Origin of the sequence: Ruania halotolerans, from assembly GCF_021049285.1 — a bacterium.
In the GTDB taxonomy this organism is placed as follows: Bacteria; Actinomycetota; Actinomycetes; order Actinomycetales; family Beutenbergiaceae; genus Ruania; species Ruania halotolerans.
In genome coordinates this window covers 1,874,596-1,892,639 of the sequence record NZ_CP088017.1, presented here as the reverse complement: position 1 = coordinate 1,892,639, position 18,044 = coordinate 1,874,596, and the positions used below count along the sequence as shown (strand labels likewise).

Sequence of the window (18,044 nt, the reverse complement as noted above, 5' to 3'; positions counted from 1 at the left end):
ATCCTACGCTCCGAGCCCGGTGACCCCGCCCGCAGGACTCTCCATCGAGGCAATCAACCGGTCCACCCGCTCGTCCTCGGCGCGGAACGGGTCCTTGCACAGCACCGTATGCCCAGCGCTGTCGTTCAGCTTCAGGTGCACCCAGTCCACGGTGTAATCGCGCCGCCGCGAGGTGGCCGCCTGGACGAATGCCCCCCGTAGCCTGGCGCGGGTCGTTGCCGGCGGGTTCGCCGCCGCCTCGCCGATCTGCGTATCGGTCACCACCCGGCTGACCATGTCGCGTGCGGTGAGCTTGGCAAAGAGCCCATCCCGGGCAGAGATGTCGTGATACGCAAGATCGAGGCGCAGGACGCGCGGATCGGAGAGCGTCACGCCATGGGATTCGGTGTAGCGGTCCAGGAGTCGCTTCTTGATCGCCCAGTCGAGGTCACGGTCCACGAGGGCGGTCTCACCGCTGCGCAACGCCTTCAGCCCGCGGCCCCAGAGCTCAAGGACCTGCTCATCGTACGGTCCCTTCTCGTCCGCGGATGAGACGAACTCTCGCGCTCGATCGAGGTAGACCTGCTGCACGTCCACGGCCGTGTACCGGGCACCGGTGGACAAGGTCACCGGTGCAGTGGCGGTGATGTCGTGCGAGATCTCCCGCAGCGCCCGTACCGGATTCTCCAGGCTCAGATCGGGGAACTGATGCCCCGCCTCAAGCATCCGCAGCAGCAGGTCCGTCATCCCCACCTTGAGCAAGGTGGTGGTCTCCGACATCGAGGAGTCCCCGGAAATCACGTGCAGGCGCCGGTAGAGTTCGGCATCTGCATGAGGCTCGTCGCGGGTGTTGATGATCGGGCGGGATCGGGTGGTCGCCGAACTGGTGGCCTCCCAGAGGTGATCGGCGCGCTGGGAGAAGCAATACATCGGCCCGCGGGAGGTGACCTGAACGTGCCCGGCGCCGGTGAGCACCTGACGGGTGATCAAGAACGGAACGAGTACCTCTGCGAGGCGCGCGAAATCGCCGCGACGGCGGATCAGGTAGTTCTCGTGGCAGCCGTAGGAGTTCCCGGCCGAGTCCAGATTGTTCTTGAACAGGTGGACCCGTCCCGGCACCCCGTCGGCATCCAGACGTTCCTGGGCGTCAGCGACCAGACCTTCCAGGATGCGCTCTCCCGCCTTGTCGTGAGCGACCAGTTGGGCGAGATCGTCGCACTCGGCGGTCGCGTACTCGGGGTGGGAGCCGACGTCAAGGTACAGGCGGGCCCCGTTGCCGAGGAAGACGTTCGAGGACCTGCCCCAGGCGACCACTTTGCGGAACAGGTAGCGTGCCACCTCCTCGGCGGAGAGCCCCCGGCCTTCCGGTGCCGCGCAGGTGATGCCGAACTCGGTCTCCAACCCGAAGATGCGCCGGATCATTCGTCGTCCGGTCCCGGTGCATCCGTCGAGACCGCCGGGTCGGTACCCGCTCGTGCTCCCTCGTCCAGTAGTGCGGCCAGCCACGTCGGGTCAAGGCGCCGGAAGGTCCGGCGGGTGCGGGTGCGGTCGAGCACGGCAGCCTCGAGATGCTCCGCCGGGATCCGCCTGCGGGTGCCGGACTCGTCCGTGCCGAGGGTGCCGACGGCGAGCGCCAGTCCCTGGGCAAGGCTGAGGCCGGGTCGCCAGTGGTCGCCGACGTGCGCGCCGAGTCGGTCAGCTGCCCCGCCCATGACGACGTGACCCGGTTCGTCGGCGACCGATCCGTCATAGCCGAGTCGGTAGATCTGATCGTCGGCCTGGGTCAGGCCCACCTCGGCCACGGCGATCTCCACCTCGAGCGGCTTGGACTCGGTGGTGAACACCGCACCGAGGGTCTGCGCGTAGGCGTTCGCGAGCCCACGTGCGCTCACGTCCACCCGGTCGTAGGAGTAGCCGCGCAGGTCCGCATAACGCACTCCGGCCACCCGGAGGTTCTCGAACTCGTTGTACTTACCAACGGCTGCGAAGCCGATCCGGTCATAGATCTCACTGATCTTGTGCAGGGCTCGCGAGGGGTTCTCGGTGACGAAGGCAATGCCGTCCTCATATCCGAGGACGATCACCGAACGACCGCGGGCGATCCCCTTGCGCGCGAAGTCCGCCCGATCCTTCATCAATTGCTCGGGTGAGACGTAGAACGGCTGCGTCATGCCTGACGGTTCCTCTCCGGGAGTGCGGCCACCTGGGCCACAGCCTCGGCCAGCTCGTGATCCGGCACCCGTTCGTACCCGGCCGCGCCCACTCGTGCCACGATCGGATAGATCCCGCGCTTCACATCCGGCCCGCCCGTGGCCGAATCGTCATCCGCGGCGTCCATGAGGGCGTGCAGCACGCATTGCACGCCTTCTGCGGGGCTCAGCCCGGGGCGCCACAGCTTCTTCAACGACCCCTTGGCGTACACCGAGCCGGATCCGATGCTGTGGTGCTCGGTCTCCTCGTACCGGCCGCCGGCCACATCGTAGGAGAAGATCCGTCCGGCGTCGGTGCGCGGGTCATAACCGCCGAACAAGGGCAGGGCCACCAGTCCGCGTAATGCCATCGCGAGGTTGCCGCGGACCATCGATCCGAGCCTGTTCGCCTTGCCCTCCAAGGAGAGCAGCGTGCCCTCGATCTTCTCGTAGTGCTCCAACTCCAACTGGAACAACCGCACCAGGTCCACGGCCGGACCGGCCGTTCCGGCAATACCGACCGCGGAGTACTCATCCGCAGCGAACACCTTCTCCATCTGCCGGTGCGCGATGGTCGATCCCATCGTTGCGCGCCGGTCCCCCGCCATCACCATCCCGCCGTCGTAGGTCAGCGCCACGATCGTGGTGGCGTGCGGGGAGGTCACGGTGGCGTCCGGGGCAGCGGTGCCTCCGGGGAGCAACTCCGGGGCGTAGGAGCCCAGGAACTCGACGAAGGAGGCGCTGCCGGGCCGGGTGAACGCTGCCGGGAGCCGGTCGGGGTACTGCTGCTCAGCACGGCCGGCCGTCATTGCCCGCCCTTCTGCACGAATCCGCGCACAAAGGACTCGGCATTGGTCTCCAGCACATCGTCGATCTCGTCCAGGAGCGAGTCGACCTCGGTGTCCCGGGCCTGAGCGGCAGCGGCCGTGGGCGGACCGGACGGTTCGTCGTCCGGGCGCGGCTCGGGAGTGCGCTGGTCGAACTGTCGTGGCGACATGGGTTCTCCTTGCGACTGTGGTGTCCCGTCGATCCTACGTGCCGGGGCGGCGATCAGGGGTGGTCAACGCGGCCAGGAGGGAGGCGGCGTCCGGGCTGTTCTCCAAGAGCGTGCCCAGGTGCTCTCGGGTGCCTCGGAGCGGGTCGCTCATCGGCACCCGCTGCAGTGCGGGCGAGTCCTCGATGTCGAAGGTGATCGCGTCCCAGCTGGCGGCGGCCACTGCGTCCGGGTAGCGCCGGATCGCCTCTCCGCGGAAGTACGCGCGGGTGTCCTGCGGCGGGTGCTGCACCGCGTGTTCCACGTCCTCTTCGGCGACGATCCGGTCGATGGCTCCGGCGTTGAGCAGGGTGGCGTAGATGCTGCGTTCGGGGCGCAGGTCGGACCATTGCAGATCTGTGGCCGCCAGCCGCGGGGAGTCCCAGCCGAGGCCGTCCCGCCGGCGCATCGCCTCCAGCACGCGGAGCTTGGCGAGCCATTCCACCTCGCGGGCGCAGCTGCTGGGGTCCGAACCGAGCCGGTGCAACAGGTCAGCCCACCGGCTCAGCACGTCCGTGGTCTGCTGATCGGGTGCGATGCCGGTGCGCTCGGCATGGGCGCGGACGGCGGTGGTGAGCACCTGGCAGTAAGCCCGCTGGATCTCCAAGGCGGTCATCGCCCGCCCGTCCTCCAGTTCGAGTTCGCGGGTGAGGTCCAGATCATGGCTGACCTCGTGCGCCGCGCCGACCGGGTCGGCGAGGCGCAGGGCGGCCAACTCCAGCGGAACCGACCCGTGTTCCAGGAGCCACAGCAGCAGCGCCGTGGTGCCGACCTTGAGATAGGTGGACACCTCGAGGACGTTCGCGTCGCCCACGATCACGTGCAGGCGCCGGTAGCGGCTCGCCTGGGCGTGCGGTTCGTCACGGGTGTTGATGATCGGGCGGCGTAGCGTCGTCTCCAGACCGACCTCGGCCTCGATGAAGTCGGCGCGTTGGGAGATCTGGTAGCCGGGCGACTGGCCGCGCTGGCCGCGGCCGAGCCGGCCGGCGCCGCAGAACACCTGCCGAGTGACCAGGAACGGTGTGAGTGCAGTGACGATGTCCTCGAACGGAACGGCACGGTCGAGGAGGTAGTTCTCGTGGGTGCCGTAGCTGGCGCCCTTGCCGTCGGTGTTGTTCTTGTACAGCGCCACCTCGGGCATCCCCGCGATCTGGGCGAGCAAACGACTGGAGCGCAGGAGCACCTGCTCTCCGGCCCGGTCCCAGAGCACGGCATCGCGTGGTGTGGTGACCTCCGGACTGGAGTATTCCGGGTGGGCGTGGTCAACGTAGTACCTCGCCCCATTCGGGAGGATCACATTGGCCACCGTGGCCGTCTCCGGCGCAGTCGCGGGCCGCCGTCTCAGGGAGATGGGCGTCTGGCCCTCAGGCGCCGGATGCAGTGGATCGTCGGTGAGCAGACTGGGGTCGGCGTCGGCGCGATCGCGCCGGAACCCGCGTGCGTCACAGAGCGGATCCTCATCTTGGTAATCCCACCTGGCGCGGGCTGCAACCGGCATCCCCTCATTCGCGTACGCCGTCACGAGCTGAGCGGACATGAGCATCGGATTGGCGCCGGGATTGCCCACGCCGAGGAGGCCGTACTCGGTCTCGATGCCCATCACCCGTCGAACGCTCACCGAGCCAGCCTATGCGCGTTCGGCCCTACAGGTATTGGCCGGTCGGGTTGAGGTTCTCGATGGTCCGGCTGGCCTGCGGGGCGCCCTTGTGTTGCACGATCGTGCGGATGAACACGATCCGCTCCCCCTTCTTTCCCGACACCCGGGCCCAGTCGTCCGGATTGGTGGTGTTCGGCAGGTCTTCATTCTCCTGAAACTCATCGACCACGCCGTTGAGCACGTGCTCCACCCGGATGCCACGCACCCCGGTGGCGAGCAGGTCCTTGATGGCCTGCTTCTTCGCGCGGTCCACGATGTTGGCCACCATCGCCCCTGAATTGAAGTCCTTGAAGTAGAGCGTCTCCTTGTCGCCACTGGCGTAGGTGACCTCGAGGAACTCGTTCTCCGGTTCCTCGGCGTACATCCGCCCCACCACCCGCTCGATCATCGCCGTCACCGCGGCTTCGGGGTCTCCGCCGTGCTCGGCGAGGTCATCCGGGTGGATCGGCAGGTCGGCGGTGAGGTACTTGGTGAAGATGTCCCGCGCCGACTCGGCATCCGGGCGCTCGATCTTGATCTTCACGTCCAGCCGGCCGGGGCGCAGGATCGCGGGGTCGATCATGTCCTCCCGGTTCGAGGCACCGATCACGATCACGTTCTCCAGCCGTTCCACGCCGTCGATCTCGGCAAGCAACTGCGGCACGATCGTGGTCTCCACATCGGAGGAGACCCCGGTACCGCGGGTGCGGAACAGTGACTCCATCTCGTCGAAGAACACGACCACGGGGACACCCTGTGAGGCCTTCTCGCGGGCACGGGAGAAGATCAGCCGGATGTGTCGCTCGGTCTCCCCCACGAATTTGTTCAACAGCTCGGGGCCCTTGATGTTCAGGAAGTAGCTGCGCGGCGGAGCGGCGCCCTCGGGGTGACCCTGCGCATCGAGTGCTGCGGTTTTCGCCAATGAGGTGGCGACGGCCTTCGCGATGAGGGTCTTCCCACAACCGGGCGGGCCGTACAGCAACAGCCCTTTGGGGGGCTTGAGACCGTGCTCGACGAACAGGTCCGGGTGCAGGAACGGCAACTCGACGGCATCCTTGATCTGCTCGATCTGCCGCGCCATACCGCCGATATCGGTGTAGGCAACGTCCGGCACCTCTTCAAGCATGAGGTCCTCGACCTCCGAGCGCGGGATCTGCTCAAAGGCGAAGTGCGTGCGGGTGTCCACGGTGAGCGCGTCCCCCACCCGTACCCCGGACTCGACCAGCGGCCCGGCCAGGCGAATCACACGCTCTTCCTCGGCGCGGCCCAGGACCAGGGCGCGTTCGCCGTCGAGAACCTCCTTGACGGTGACCAGCTCCCCCACCGGCTCATAGCCGCCTGCCGCCACCACGGTCATCGCCTCGTTCAGCTGCACCTCCTGGCCGGGCCGCAGCGACTCGGCCGGGACACTCGGTGCGACACCGACGCGGAGTTTGCGCCCGGAGGAGATCACATCGACAGTGCGGTCGGCGTGGGCAGCCAGGAAGACCGCGTAGTTCCCGGGCGGCTTGGTCATCTCCTCGAGCTGGGAGCGCATTTCCACCAGCTGCGAACGTGCCGTGGTCAACGCGGTGACGAGCCGCTCGTTCTTCGCGGCGAGCGAGGAGGCCTGTTCGGCCAGCTCCCGTTCGCGAACAGTAGCGGTGCCGTCGTCGACCATCGTGACTCCCTCTCGCTGGCGATTCTCCTACTCTAGGTCAGCGCCCGGCTTCGAGGACGGTGGGTCCGCCTGCTGATCGGGGCTGGCGTCCTGCTCGCCGCCATCGCTGCCTTCCTCACGTGCGCGGCGCCGGGCGTCGAAGGATCGGCGCAGTTTGCGCAGTTTCTTCGCCGAGACGTCCCGCTCGCCGAGGTCCGCCGCGAGCTGGTCCGCCTCCACAGGTACACCCTCCTCGGCGTAGGCACCGGGCGCGGGCCGGCGCCGGCGCTCGGGGGCCGCGGTGCCCGGGGCCATCCGACGGGTGGTGATGAGGAATCCGGTGTGTCCGATCATCCGGTGCTCCGGCCGTACGGCGAGCCCTTCGAGGTGCCAACCGCGCACCATCGACTCCCAGGCGACCGGCTCGGTGAACCGGCCGTCCTTCTTCGTATCCTCCGCGAACCGGGAGAGCTGGGTGGCCGTGGCCACGTAGGCGAGCAACACTCCACCTGGGGCGAGTGCCTCGGCGGCCGCATCGAGGTTCTCCCACGGGGCGAGCATGTCGAGGATGATCCTGTCCACGGAGCCCGGTTCGGTCGCAGTGGGCAGGACATCAGCGAGGTCCCCGATCTGCAGGGTCCAGGCGGGGTGCTCCCCGCCGAAGAAGTCCTCGATGTTGCCGCGGGCGATCTCGGCGAAGTCCTCGCGTCGTTCCACCGAGAGCAAGGATCCGCCGTCTCCGACCGCACGCAGCAGGGAGAGCGAAAGAGCGCCGGAACCGACCCCGGCCTCTACCACGCGGGCGCCGGGGTAGACATCCGCCTGGGTGACGATCTGGGCAGCGTCCTTGGGGTAGATCACGGCGGCGCCGCGTGGCATGGAGAGGACGAAGTCACCCAGTAGCGGGCGCAGCGCGAGGTAGTCGATGCCCGCCGTCGTGGAGACGACTGTGCCTTCCGGTGCTCCGATGAGGTCATCGTGCGGGAAGGACCCGCGGTGGGTGTGATACACCCCGCCATCGGCGAGCGTGATCGTGGTGAGCCGACCCTTGGGGTCGGTCAGTTGTACTTTGTCCCCTGGCCGGAACGGGCCACGGCGGATGTCGGCACCGGTGGGCTGGCGGTCGGTAGTCACGGGCGGGCAGTCTACGCGCGCTGGCCCCCGAGCAGGTGCACCACCTGGGCCACCGGCACCAAACCCAGCACCTGGGCCGTGCCCGTCCGCTGCCCACCTCCGGCCAGGCCCACGAGGATCACGACGGCGGCCCCGGCCTGGGCAGCACGGGCCACCTGAGCCACGGCATCCGGCCCACGGGTCTGCGTGACCAGTGCAGCCGGAGGAACGGCGTGCGCCACAGCACTCAGCGGTACCCGCTCCCGCCCCTGCTGCGGGACCTCGCCGAGAGCGCGACGGTCCACCAGCGCCACGGGCCGGCCTTTCTCATCCACCAGCACGATCCCCACCGAGGGCGTGGCCGTCAGGACGCGATCGGCATCCGCCACCGTGCCGGCGGTGGGCAGCACGTGCGCGCCAGTGGCCAGTCGCTCCAGGTCCACATCACGGGCGCGCCGCTGGGCCGTGGCATGACGCAGGGACGCCTGCGCCCCGGACCAGAGCACCCCTGCCACCAGCGCTGCCCAGATGACGGTGACCACGCTGGGCCGCCCTCCCTGCAGCAAGGGCCACCCCATACTTGCCACCAGCACCACCACGGCGAGCACCTGCCCGGCGCGGGCCGCCACCAGGGTGCCGCTGATCCGGTCGGACCGGATCGCCCAGACCGCCGCTTCGAGGAGCTTGCCGCCGTCCAACGGCAGGGCCGGCAACAGGTTGAACACGCCCACGAAGGCGTTCGTATAGGTGAATGCGGCCACGGCCAGGCCAGGAAGTCCGCCCAGGCCATCGCCCAGGAACCAGCCCAGGGCGGCAAGTGCCAGGTTCGCGAGCGGACCCGCCACAGCGACGATCGCCGAATCCGTGGGGGTACGCAGTCCGGTGCTGAAGGAGGTGTGCCCGCCCCACAGGGTCACCACATACTCGCGGACGGGGACGTTGCGCCACCGCGCGGCAAAACCGTGCGCGAGTTCATGGGCGAGCACCGAGACGAACAGCAGTGCCGGCACGGTGAGCGCCCAGAGGTAGGCGATCGGTCCGGCGCCAGTGCGGGTCTGCAACTGAGGTCCGACCAGCGCCACGAGGACCGCTGCGATCAACAGCCAGCCGGCGGTCACGATCACCGGGGCGCCGCCGAATGTGCCGATTCGCCACCCGCGGGTGGTCGATCGCTGCCGGGCGGGGCGCCGCGGAGTGGAGGACTGGGCGGGTTCAGGCATGCAGCAGGCGGTCCTCGACGGCCCCACCGGCGATCTGACGCAGGTGCGCCACGGTGACCCCCTCCAGAGTGGCAAGCCGGCTACGGCCGGGGGCTGGCGGGATGGGGATCTTCGCCTGCACGCCCAGCACGGCCGCACCGGATGCCTCGGCGGAGGTCAGGCCCGGCAAGGAGTCCTCGATGGCCACGCACGCAGCCGGATCCACCCCGAGTGCGGCAGCAGCCCGTAGGTAGGGTTCCGGGTGCGGTTTACCGTGGGTGACCTCGTCGCCGGTGATGATGACCTGGAACGGATTCGGATCGAGGCCGGTGAGCACCACATTGGTCAGGCGCCGCCAGGACATCGTGACCAGGGCGCACGGCACGCCCGCATGGCCCAGGGCATCGAGCAGCTCACGTGCTCCGGGCCGCCATGGCAGCCCCTCGGTGGCGATGGCGCTGATCACGCGGGCGATCATCTCCTCGACGATCTCCTCCACGGTTCCGCGCAATCCGGCACGACGCTGCAATTCGGCCGCCGATACCTGCAGCGGCAGCCCGACGAGGTCTTCGGCAAGGCTTTCGTCCCACGAGCCGCCTTGTTCAGCTGACATCGCCATTTCGGCGGCAATCCAGTAGGGCTCAGTGTCGACGAGGGTGCCGTCCATGTCCCAGAGGACGGCGGCCAACTCGGTCTCAGTGGTGATGGTGGGCACCGCCTCAGTGTATGCGTGGTGTCGCGCGGGGTCGGAGCGTCTCGTAGCCGGCACCAGCTGACCGGTCGCGCGCGTGCACGCCGTAGGCTATTGCGGTGACCAGTCAGCCACGCCATCGCGAGCCGGACGAGCAGCCGACGGCCGATCACGCTCCCGACGTCCCACCGGCCATGCTGATCGCCGCATTCGAAGGCTGGAACGACGCCGGCTCGGCCGCCAGCACTGCACTCGCGCAGATCGCCGAGGCGTGGGACGTCCGTGAGGTGCACAGCCTCGACATCGACGACTTCCACGACTTCCAGGTGAACCGGCCGATGGTGGGCCGGGACGACGACGGGGCGCGCACCCTCACCTGGCCGAGCACCACAGTCTCGGTGACTGTGTCACCGCAGCTGGGTCGGCGGATCGTGCTGGTCCAAGGGGTGGAACCGTCGATGCGGTGGCGGGAGTTCTGCCGCCAGGTGCTCGACATCGCTGAAGAACTGGGCGTGAGCACCATCGTGTGCATGGGTGCACTTCTGGCGGACGTGCCACACACTCGCCCGATCCCGGTGCAGACCAGCTCAGATGACCCCAAGGTTCAGGCCCTGCTGGAGGTGGAGGCGAGCGAGTACGAGGGTCCGACGGGGATCACCGGAGTGCTCACGCATATGGCCACTGAACGCCGTCTGCACGCATTGAATGTGTGGGCCGCCGTTCCGCACTACGTGGCGCAGCCCCCCTCGCCCAAGGCCACGCTCGCCCTCCTGAACGCACTCGAGGAGCTACTCGGTGAGCCAACCCCGGTGGGTGAGCTGGCCGAGGACGCGAAGGCGTGGCAGGACGGTGTGGACGAACTCGCCTCCGACGATCCCGAGGTGGCCGAGTACGTGCGTCAGCTTGAGGAAGCCAAGGACACTGCCGAGCTTCCGGAGGCCTCCGGGGAGGCGATCGCACGGGAGTTCGAGAAGTATCTGCGCCGACGCGACCCTGGGCACTGAGGGTGTCGGGCGGCTCAGCAGTCACGGTACGGTCGGGACAGCTCGGTCGGGACAGCTCAGTGGTGACAGCTCGGTCGTGACAGTTCACTGGTGACAGCCTCGGCCCCTCAGGCTGAGCGCAGGTCCACACCGAGCAGGGCGTCCACCGCATCGGCGAGCAGCTCGGTTGCGTCGTCAGCGGCCCACGCGTCCACGATCTCGAGGGCCCTCGGCGTGTCCAGATCCTGTGCCAGCGCCGCGCGGAGCCGCTCCAGGTGCACCTCATCGGCGTCGGTTCGGACCGCGTCGGCACTGTCGCGGCCGGCCACGGCAGCCCGCCAGCGCTGGAGGCGCGCCGTGCCCTCATCGAGGTGGTGATCGGTGAACTCCCACGTGGAGCGGTAGTGGCGGGAGAGCAGGGTGAGGCGGATGGCGGCGGGGTCGACGCCGTCGGCAGTGAGGCGGGAGACAAAGATGAGGTTGCCCCGCGACTTGCTCATCTTGTGGCCGTCGTAACCCACCAGCCCGGTGTGCACGAACGCACGGATCGGCTCCTCGGTGGACTCGGCGCCGTCAGAGCCCGAACCCAGGTAACGCAGGTGGCTGGTGCCCATCTCATGGTGCGGGAAGATCAGGTCCTCGCCACCGCCCTGCACGGATATCGGCAGTCCGAGGTACTCGGCGGCGATCGCACCGCATTCGATGTGCCATCCCGGTCGCCCCGAACCGAGGGTGCGCCCATCCCACGCGGGTTCACCGGCTCGCTCGCCGCGCCAGAGCAACGGGTCGAGTGGGTGTCGCTTCCCGGACCGTTGCGGATCGCCACCACGCTCGGCGAACAACGCTGCCATCGTGGCGTCGTCCAGGTGGCCCACCGATCCGAACTGTGGATCGGCCGTGATATCCGCGTACACGTCGCGATCGACCCAGTAGGCGGCACCGGCTGCGATGAGCCGTTCCACAGCGTCGACCACGAGGTCCATGGCCTCGACCACGCCGACATAGTGGGTCGGCGGGAGTACGCGGAGCGTCGTCATGTCGGATCGGAACAGAGCCACCTGATCAGCGGCGAGATCGCGCCACGGCACCCCGATCGCCTCGGCCCGCTCCAGCAGGGGATCGTCGACGTCGGTGACGTTCTGCACGTACGAAGCCTCAACTCCGGCATCGCGCCACACCCGGAGCAACGTGTCGAAGGCCACATAGGTGAAGGCATGGCCCAGGTGAGTGGAGTCGTACGGGGTGATCCCGCACACGTACAGGCGGCCGACGCCGTCGGCGGCCGGATCGACGGTGCGCTGGGTGGCCGTGTCGTGCAATCGGAGGGCGTGGCCTCGGCCAGGGAGGGTGGGGATCGCGGGAGAAGTCCAAGATTGCACGAACTTAGCGTAACCACTTCGCAGTGGCGTTCCTCGCCAGTGTCATTGCGCCTCAGTTGCTGGGCAACGGCTCGAGCACCCCGCCGAGCAACAGAGCCACCACGAGAGCGGCGAGCACGATCCGGTAGTACACGAAAGGGAGGTAGGAGTAGGTGGAGACGATCTTCAGGAAGGCGATGATCACCACGTATCCGACTCCGAAAGCCACGATGGTGGCCAGCAGGGTGAGTGCGAAGCCCGCTTCTCCCCCGGTGCCGCCACTCTTCGCAACCTGGTAGAAGCCGGAGCCGAGCACGGCAGGAATGGCGAGGAGGAACGAGTAGCGCGCTGCGGCCTCACGCGTATACCCCATCAACAGGCCGGCGGTGATGGTGCCACCGGAGCGCGATACCCCGGGCACCAACGCCAGTGCTTGCGCGAACCCGAACAGCCACGCGTGTTTCCAGGTGAGCTCGGTCAGGACTCGCTCCTTGCGACCCCTCAGATCCGCGAATCCGAGGATGAGCGCGAACAGGGCGAGCACCAAGGCAGTGAGGTAGAGATTGCGCAACGCGTGCTCGATGGCGTCCTGAAAGATCAGTCCGAGAACCACGATCGGGATGGAACCGCAGATCACGAACCAGCCCATCCGAGCGTCCGGGTCGTTGGTGGGCACCTGCCGCTTCCACGGCCCGATCGGCAATGACTGAGCCCACCGGCTGATGATCCGGGCGATGTCGCGCCGGAAGTAGAGGATCACCGCCGCCTCGGTGCCGATCTGCGTGATCGCGGTGAATGCGGCACCCGGATCCTGCCCCATCAGGTCCCCGACGATCCGCAGATGCGCGCTTGAGGAGATCGGAAGAAATTCGGTCAGTCCTTGAAAGAGCCCGAGGACGAGGGCTTCCCACCATGTCACGAGGATCAACGATAACCGCCGAACGCCCCTGTGCCAGGTACCCTCGCTGGCATGGAGACACGGCGGGTCGGCACCAGTGGGCTGCGCGTGTCATCGGTGGCACTGGGCACGATGACGTGGGGGCGGGACACGGACGAGCATGAGGCCGCTGAACAGCTCAAGGTCTTCCTCGAGGAAGGTGGCACCCTGCTGGACACGGCCGCGACCTACTCCGGCGGTGTGGCCGAGGAGGTCATCGGCGCGATGCTCGCCTCGGTCGCTGACCGCGACGAACTGCTGCTCTGCTCGAAGGCCGGTGTGCGGGACGGGCGCGTCGACGCCTCCCGCGGGGCGCTGCTGGACGGACTGGACGCGACCTTGTCCCGGCTCGGTACCGATCACCTGGATCTGTGGCTGGTGCAGGCGCCGGACCCGGGCACCCCGCTGACCGAGACGGTCTCGGCACTGACCTACGCCGTACGCACTGGACGCACTCGATACGTCGGACTGTCGAATCACCCGGCGTGGCAGACGGCCCGCGCGGCCACGCTGCTGGAGGCGGAGAAGGTGCCGCTGACGAGCGTCGAGATGGAGTACTCGCTGCTCCAGCGCGGGGTGGAGCGTGAACTGCTACCTGCAGCTGCCGAACTCGGTGTGGGGCTGTTGGCCTGGTCACCATTGGGCCGCGGTGTGCTCAGCGGGAAGTACCGGCGCTCAGTCCCGGCCGATTCCCGGGCTGCCTCGCCGCATCTGCGCGGCTTCGTGGAGCCGTACCTGACCGACCGGGCTCGTGGAGTGGTCGAGGCCGTGGCGACGGCGGCAGATGGACTCGGTCGGGCGCCGATCGAAGTAGCCCTGGCCTGGGTACGCGACGCTCCCGGGGTGTCCAGCGCCGTCGTCGGGGCTCGCACCCCGGCACAGTTGCGCGGCACGCTCGCCGCGGGTGACCTGCACCTGCCCGAGGAGATCCGGACCGTGCTCGATGAGGTGACCGAACTGACGCTCGGCTACCCCGAGCGCCGCTGACAGCTCCTTCAGCGCAGCAGGTCAGCTGCGCCCAGCACCGTCGTCGACATCGAGGTCATCGTCGTAGGCATCATCGTCGTCGACGTCGCCGGCTTCGTCCTCATCGAGGTCGTCGTCCTCGAGATCGTCCTCATCGCCGTCATAGACGATGAACGGGGTGTCCACGCCGTACTCGTCATAGAGAAGCTCGTCGTACGCCTCGAACGCATCCGCCAGTGTTGCGGCTGCGTGCAGCACCGCAGGGTCGTCCTCGTCCTGGGTGGTTTCCACCACATCGAGGTGCGCTTCGAACGCGGTGAGAACCCTGTCGAGCGCCGCGCGCAGATCCTTGGCCATGGCCTGACGGTAGCACCTCATCCGGGGCCCGAGCAGAGCCATTTTCGCCCGGAGGCACTGCGCTCCAGTGGCCACCGCCCACGACGCTCCGGGCGCGCTCGGCGCAGCCGCACCGAGCAGCGCACTATCGTGGCGCTATGGCATCGGTGACGCTTCATACCCGGTCGGCGGCGCACTATGAGTTCCGTGTGGTCACGATCCCCCCGAGTGCAAGCCGCTCGGACGTGCGCCAGCTACTCACCGACGAGGCGGAGTACGGCAGGTGGGAACTGGCCCGGCACCGCATCTACCTGGGTGGGGCGCGCAAGGTGTGGTTGCGCCGCAAGATCATCCGGGTGCGCAGCACGCTCTAGCGGTCCTCCTGGGAGTGGGTGCGCCTCAGCAGGTGCGCAGGAACCGGTCCAGCACGCGCACCCCGAACTCCACGGCGGCCACCGGGACTCGCTCGTCCACGCCGTGGAACATGCCGGCGAAGTCCATCTCCGCGGGTAACTGGAGCGGTGCGAACCCGTATCCGGTGATTCCCAGATCGGCGAGGTGTTTGTTGTCGGTGCCGCCGGAGAGCATGTAGGGCAACACGATCGCGCCGGGGTCCTCCGCATCCAATGCAGCCACCATGCGCTCCACCAGATCGCCGCTGAAGGGCACCTCGAGGGCGATGGAGCGTTGCACATCCTCGAATCGGATCCCCTCCCCCGCGAGCTCGTGCAGGGTGCGCATGGTCTGCTCCTCCTGGCCGGGCAGGAATCGCACGTCGATCACGGCCTCAGCGCTGCCGGGGACCACGTTCGCCTTGTAGCCGGCGTCGAGCTGGGTGGGGTTGGAGTAGGTGGAGAGGGTGGCACCAACGAACTTGCTGGTGGAACCGAGGGCGTTCACGAGGGTGTCGATCGAGCCGGGATCGTCGGGATCGAAGGGGGTTCCGGTGAGCTCGGAGACACCGTCCAGGAGGGCTCGCACCGTGGGTGAGAGCTGCCTGGGCCAGGGGTGTGCCCCGATTCTCGCGACCGCCCCGGCGAGCCGGGTCACGGCGTTGTCGGTGTTGATCTGAGATCCGTGCCCCGCTGTCCCCTCGGCGATCATCCGCAGCCAGGCAATGCCCTTCTCCGCCGTCTGCAGCAGGTAGGCGCGTTTCCCGCCGAGCTCGACCGAGTACCCACCGACTTCGCTGATGGCTTCGGTGGCCCCGGCGAACAGCTCGGGCCGGTTCTCCACGGCGTACCGTGCGCCGTAGGTGCCGCCGTGCTCCTCGTCGGCGAAGAACGCGATGATGAGATCACGGGGCGACTGCCACCCAGAACGCTTCATGTCCCGGACCACGGCGAGAATCATCGCGTCCATGTCTTTCATGTCCACGGCGCCGCGGCCCCAGATCATGCCGTCCATCTCGTCCCCGCCAAACGGGTCCATCTTCCAGTCGCGCGCCTGCGCAGGGACCACGTCGAGGTGCCCGTGCACCACGAGTGCCGGGCGGGTGGGGTCAGTACCGGGGATACGCAGCACCACGTTCGCCCGCCGGTCCGCGGACTCGAAGTACTCCGGCTCGTACCCCACCTCGGTGAGTAGACCCATCACGTACTCGGCTGCCGCACGTTCGCCTGGACCCGAGCCGTCCCCGTAATTCGAGGAGTCAATTCGGATCAAGGCCCGGCAGATGGCCACGGCATCGCGTTCGGCTGCGGTGGGCGCGGCGTCGGCTGGGCGGGGAGTGTTCATGCGTTCAGTCCTTTGCGTCGCAACAACGGGTCGATCACTGCGTCACGACCACGCAGGTCGCGGTAGGAGGCGAGCGGGTCCTGTGCGTGTCCGCGGGAGAGCAACGCCTCACGGAAGCGATCGCCAGCGGACCGGTTGAGCCCGCCGTCCTCCCCGTGGGCCGCGTCCTCGCGGAACCAGTCCACAGTGTCGGCATCGAGCACCTGGCTCCAGATGTAGGAGTAATAGCCGGCGTCGTATCCGCCGCCGAAGGTGTGGTTGAAATAGGTGCTCCGGTACCGCGGCGGCACCAGGGCCAGCGCCACACCTGCCTGTTCCAACGCAGCCGCCTCGAACGTCTCCACCTCTGCTGGGTCGGTGGGTACCTGCTCAGGGGTCAGCTGGTGCCACGCCTGGTCGAGGATCGCAGCGGCCAGATACTCGGTGGTGTCGAAGCCGACGCCGTAGGACTGGGAGGCACGCAGCTGGTCGAGTGTCGCCGTCGGGAGCGCCTCGCCGCTCCTGTGGTGCCGGGCGAACCGGGCCAGCACCTGGGGGTGCCACGCCCACATCTCGTTGACCTGTGAGGGGTACTCCACGAAGTCTCGCGGTACGGATGTGCCGGATACGGAGGGGTACCGGACGGCGGTGAAGAGTCCGTGCAGGGCGTGCCCGAATTCATGGAACGCGGTGATCACCTCGTCCCAGGTGAGCAGTGTCGGTTCGCCAGGAGCAGGGCGGTTGATGTTGAGGTTGTTCACCACCACCGGTTGGGTACGCAGCAGCCCAGCGCCGTCAACGAGATGGTGCATCCAGGCTCCGCCGCGCTTACCTTCACGGGCGTAGTAGTCGCCCACGAACAGACCCAGGCCGGAGCCGTCTGCCTCCCGCACCTCCCATACCCGTACGCCGTCCGCGTAGCCGGTCAGGTCGGGGCGTTCGGTGAGCGTGATCCCGTACAACGTCCGAGCGGCAAAGAAGACCCCGTCGGCCAGTACCCGGTCGAGCTCCAGGTAGGGGCGCAGATCATCCTCGTCGAAGGAGTAACGCTGCTCGCGCACGCGGTCGGCGTACAAGGCCCAATCCCAGGGGGCGAACTCCGCACTCGGCTCGTCCTTGTGCAGCGCCGCAGCCAGCTCCGCGGCCTCGTGGCGCGCATTGCGCACGGCTGCCGGTGCCAGCCGTGCGAGCATCCCGTTGACGGCGTCCGTGGACTTGGCAGTCGCCCCTTGTGCGACGTACTCGGCGTGGTGGGCATAACCGAGGAGCCGGGCCCGTTCGGCACGCAGGCGGGCGAGGTCGAGCACGATGGGGCGGGTATCCGAATCCGGATCCACGCCGGTTCCGCGGCTGATCGATGCCGTATGGACCCGCTTGCGGAGGTCACGATTGGTGGTTTGCCCCACGATCGGTTGCGGGGTGGGGAGGCCGAGCGTGATCAGGTAGCCGTCCTGCGCGCGGTCCTGCGCGGCCTGCCGCAGCGAGGAGACGGCACCGGCCGAGAGCCCGGTCAAGCCGGCGGCGTCAGGCACGTGCACGGCCGCAGCTTCGAGCCCTGCAACCACGCGCTGGGAGAATTGCGTCTCCAGGGAACTGATCCGGCTGTTCAGCTCACGCAGGCGTGCAGTGTCCGATTCATCGAGCCTGATCCCGGCACGTTCGAAGAGCAGACGGTACCGCTCGAGCACCCAGCGGGTCTCCTCCGATGCGGATGCGTCGAGTTGCTCGGCCACCCGCGTGATCCGGGCGTAGATCCGCTCGTCGAGCCACAGGGCGTCGGAGTGTTCGGCCAGACGCGGCGCGAACTCCTCCTCGATCGCCCGGATCTCATCGGTGGCGGCCGAGCTGACCAGTGTGAAGAACACGGCCTGAACTCGATCAAGGAGGGCTCCGGAGGACTCCAGTGCGTCGAGCGTATTCGCCTCCGTGGGCGGTTCTGCCGTGCTGGCGATGGCCTCCCACTCGGCTCGCTGCTCGGCGAGCCCGGCCTCGAGTGCTGGGCGGAAGTGCTCGATCTGGACCGAGGCGAAATCGGGGAGTCCGTACGGCAAGGACGATGGTGCCGCGAAGGGGTTCTCAGCGGCGATCGGGGTAGCGGCCATCCCTCATTCATACCCGATCCACGGCGTCGCCACGTCGGCCCCAACCGGTACACATCGCAGCCCTCATGTCGTACACTCTTTGATAAGCCGGAATCAGTCCCCGTCCCCCTCGGAGGCGTAGAAGTTCCGGTCAGCCGCGACCGCCGAACGGCCCCCCTCTGAACGGT

The 18,044-nt window shown here is 68.1% G+C and carries 17 protein-coding genes; 3 read left to right on the top strand and 14 right to left on the bottom strand.

Annotated features, from left to right (window positions below; genetic code table 11):
- Nucleotides 1–3 precede the first annotated feature (3 nt).
- The 9 genes from pafA to LQF10_RS08265 are packed head-to-tail and all read right to left on the bottom strand — an operon-like array spanning nucleotide 4 to nucleotide 9,503.
- Nucleotides 4–1,401, bottom strand: coding sequence for a Pup--protein ligase (gene pafA, locus LQF10_RS08305; protein ID WP_231067004.1), 1,398 nt, complete (start codon nucleotides 1,399–1,401; stop codon nucleotides 4–6).
- The gene (gene prcA, locus LQF10_RS08300; protein WP_231067003.1) at nucleotides 1,398–2,150 is read right to left on the bottom strand and encodes a proteasome subunit alpha; all 753 of its coding nucleotides are present in this window, start codon (nucleotides 2,148–2,150) and stop codon (nucleotides 1,398–1,400) included. Before prcA ends, pafA begins: the two co-directional genes overlap by 4 nt.
- Nucleotides 2,147–2,977, bottom strand: coding sequence for a proteasome subunit beta (prcB, locus tag LQF10_RS08295; RefSeq protein WP_231067002.1), 831 nt, complete (start codon nucleotides 2,975–2,977; stop codon nucleotides 2,147–2,149). Before prcB ends, prcA begins: the two co-directional genes overlap by 4 nt.
- Entirely contained in the window at nucleotides 2,974–3,165 is a 192-nt protein-coding gene (locus tag LQF10_RS08290) for a ubiquitin-like protein Pup (protein WP_231067001.1), read from the bottom strand. The genes prcB and LQF10_RS08290 overlap by 4 nt, the downstream gene beginning before the upstream one ends.
- Nucleotides 3,166–3,199: 34 nt before the next feature.
- Nucleotides 3,200–4,819, bottom strand: coding sequence for a depupylase/deamidase Dop (gene dop / locus LQF10_RS08285; RefSeq protein WP_435531439.1), 1,620 nt, complete (start codon nucleotides 4,817–4,819; stop codon nucleotides 3,200–3,202).
- A 25-nt stretch (nucleotides 4,820–4,844) separates the two neighbouring features.
- Complete coding sequence (arc, locus tag LQF10_RS08280) at nucleotides 4,845–6,497, bottom strand: proteasome ATPase (protein ID WP_231067000.1); 1,653 nt, start codon at nucleotides 6,495–6,497, stop codon at nucleotides 4,845–4,847.
- Nucleotides 6,498–6,524: 27 nt separating this feature from the next.
- The gene (locus LQF10_RS08275) at nucleotides 6,525–7,610 is read right to left on the bottom strand and encodes a tRNA (adenine-N1)-methyltransferase (RefSeq protein WP_231066999.1); all 1,086 of its coding nucleotides are present in this window, start codon (nucleotides 7,608–7,610) and stop codon (nucleotides 6,525–6,527) included.
- An 11-nt stretch (nucleotides 7,611–7,621) separates the two neighbouring features.
- On the bottom strand, nucleotides 7,622–8,809 hold the full coding sequence (locus LQF10_RS08270) for a site-2 protease family protein (protein ID WP_231066998.1): 1,188 nt from the start codon (nucleotides 8,807–8,809) through the stop codon (nucleotides 7,622–7,624).
- On the bottom strand, nucleotides 8,802–9,503 hold the full coding sequence (locus LQF10_RS08265; RefSeq protein ID WP_231066997.1) for an HAD family hydrolase: 702 nt from the start codon (nucleotides 9,501–9,503) through the stop codon (nucleotides 8,802–8,804). Before LQF10_RS08265 ends, LQF10_RS08270 begins: the two co-directional genes overlap by 8 nt.
- A gap of 170 nt (nucleotides 9,504–9,673) precedes the next feature.
- Here LQF10_RS08265 and LQF10_RS08260 point away from each other — a divergent pair, with 170 nt between their 5' ends.
- Nucleotides 9,674–10,483 carry a PAC2 family protein gene (locus LQF10_RS08260; protein ID WP_231067281.1) on the top strand — a complete coding sequence of 270 codons (810 nt, stop codon included), beginning with the start codon at nucleotides 9,674–9,676 and terminating at the stop codon, nucleotides 10,481–10,483.
- A 107-nt stretch (nucleotides 10,484–10,590) separates the two neighbouring features.
- On the opposite strand, the gene mshC is transcribed toward LQF10_RS08260, so the two are convergent.
- Entirely contained in the window at nucleotides 10,591–11,841 is a 1,251-nt protein-coding gene (mshC, locus tag LQF10_RS08255) for a cysteine--1-D-myo-inosityl 2-amino-2-deoxy-alpha-D-glucopyranoside ligase (RefSeq protein ID WP_231066996.1), read from the bottom strand.
- Between the two features lie 52 nt (nucleotides 11,842–11,893).
- Nucleotides 11,894–12,739 carry an undecaprenyl-diphosphate phosphatase gene (locus tag LQF10_RS08250; protein WP_231066995.1) on the bottom strand — a complete coding sequence of 282 codons (846 nt, stop codon included), beginning with the start codon at nucleotides 12,737–12,739 and terminating at the stop codon, nucleotides 11,894–11,896.
- A 51-nt stretch (nucleotides 12,740–12,790) separates the two neighbouring features.
- On the opposite strand from LQF10_RS08250, the gene LQF10_RS08245 reads away from it, so the two are divergent.
- Entirely contained in the window at nucleotides 12,791–13,744 is a 954-nt protein-coding gene (locus LQF10_RS08245) for an aldo/keto reductase (RefSeq protein ID WP_231066994.1), read from the top strand.
- A gap of 21 nt (nucleotides 13,745–13,765) precedes the next feature.
- Here LQF10_RS08245 and LQF10_RS08240 read toward each other — a convergent pair whose 3' ends face one another.
- Nucleotides 13,766–14,080 (bottom strand): DNA primase, encoded by a 315-nt coding sequence (locus tag LQF10_RS08240; RefSeq protein ID WP_231066993.1) that lies wholly within the window; start codon nucleotides 14,078–14,080, stop codon nucleotides 13,766–13,768.
- A 137-nt stretch (nucleotides 14,081–14,217) separates the two neighbouring features.
- Here LQF10_RS08240 and LQF10_RS08235 point away from each other — a divergent pair, with 137 nt between their 5' ends.
- Nucleotides 14,218–14,433: a DUF5703 family protein gene (locus LQF10_RS08235; RefSeq protein WP_231066992.1), complete on the top strand. Its 216-nt coding sequence runs from the start codon at nucleotides 14,218–14,220 to the stop codon at nucleotides 14,431–14,433.
- Nucleotides 14,434–14,458: 25 nt separating this feature from the next.
- Here LQF10_RS08235 and LQF10_RS08230 read toward each other — a convergent pair whose 3' ends face one another.
- The gene (locus LQF10_RS08230; RefSeq protein ID WP_231066991.1) at nucleotides 14,459–15,796 is read right to left on the bottom strand and encodes a M20/M25/M40 family metallo-hydrolase; all 1,338 of its coding nucleotides are present in this window, start codon (nucleotides 15,794–15,796) and stop codon (nucleotides 14,459–14,461) included.
- Nucleotides 15,793–17,877, bottom strand: coding sequence for a M3 family metallopeptidase (locus tag LQF10_RS08225; RefSeq protein ID WP_231066990.1), 2,085 nt, complete (start codon nucleotides 17,875–17,877; stop codon nucleotides 15,793–15,795). The genes LQF10_RS08230 and LQF10_RS08225 overlap by 4 nt, the downstream gene beginning before the upstream one ends.
- Nucleotides 17,878–18,044: the final 167 nt, after the last annotated feature.

Coding starts and splice junctions, on each gene's coding strand:
- LQF10_RS08235 (WP_231066992.1), top strand. CDS start 14,218: ATGGCATCGGTGACGCTTCATACCCGGTCGGCGGCGCACTATGAGTTC.
- LQF10_RS08290 (WP_231067001.1), bottom strand. CDS start 3,165: ATGTCGCCACGACAGTTCGACCAGCGCACTCCCGAGCCGCGCCCGGAC.
- prcA (WP_231067003.1), bottom strand. CDS start 2,150: ATGACGCAGCCGTTCTACGTCTCACCCGAGCAATTGATGAAGGATCGG.
- LQF10_RS08240 (WP_231066993.1), bottom strand. CDS start 14,080: ATGGCCAAGGATCTGCGCGCGGCGCTCGACAGGGTTCTCACCGCGTTC.
- LQF10_RS08230 (WP_231066991.1), bottom strand. CDS start 15,796: ATGAACACTCCCCGCCCAGCCGACGCCGCGCCCACCGCAGCCGAACGC.
- arc (WP_231067000.1), bottom strand. CDS start 6,497: ATGGTCGACGACGGCACCGCTACTGTTCGCGAACGGGAGCTGGCCGAA.
- LQF10_RS08270 (WP_231066998.1), bottom strand. CDS start 8,809: ATGCCTGAACCCGCCCAGTCCTCCACTCCGCGGCGCCCCGCCCGGCAG.
- prcB (WP_231067002.1), bottom strand. CDS start 2,977: ATGACGGCCGGCCGTGCTGAGCAGCAGTACCCCGACCGGCTCCCGGCA.
- LQF10_RS08260 (WP_231067281.1), top strand. CDS start 9,674: ATGCTGATCGCCGCATTCGAAGGCTGGAACGACGCCGGCTCGGCCGCC.
- LQF10_RS08225 (WP_231066990.1), bottom strand. CDS start 17,877: ATGGCCGCTACCCCGATCGCCGCTGAGAACCCCTTCGCGGCACCATCG.
- LQF10_RS08245 (WP_231066994.1), top strand. CDS start 12,791: ATGGAGACACGGCGGGTCGGCACCAGTGGGCTGCGCGTGTCATCGGTG.
- pafA (WP_231067004.1), bottom strand. CDS start 1,401: ATGATCCGGCGCATCTTCGGGTTGGAGACCGAGTTCGGCATCACCTGC.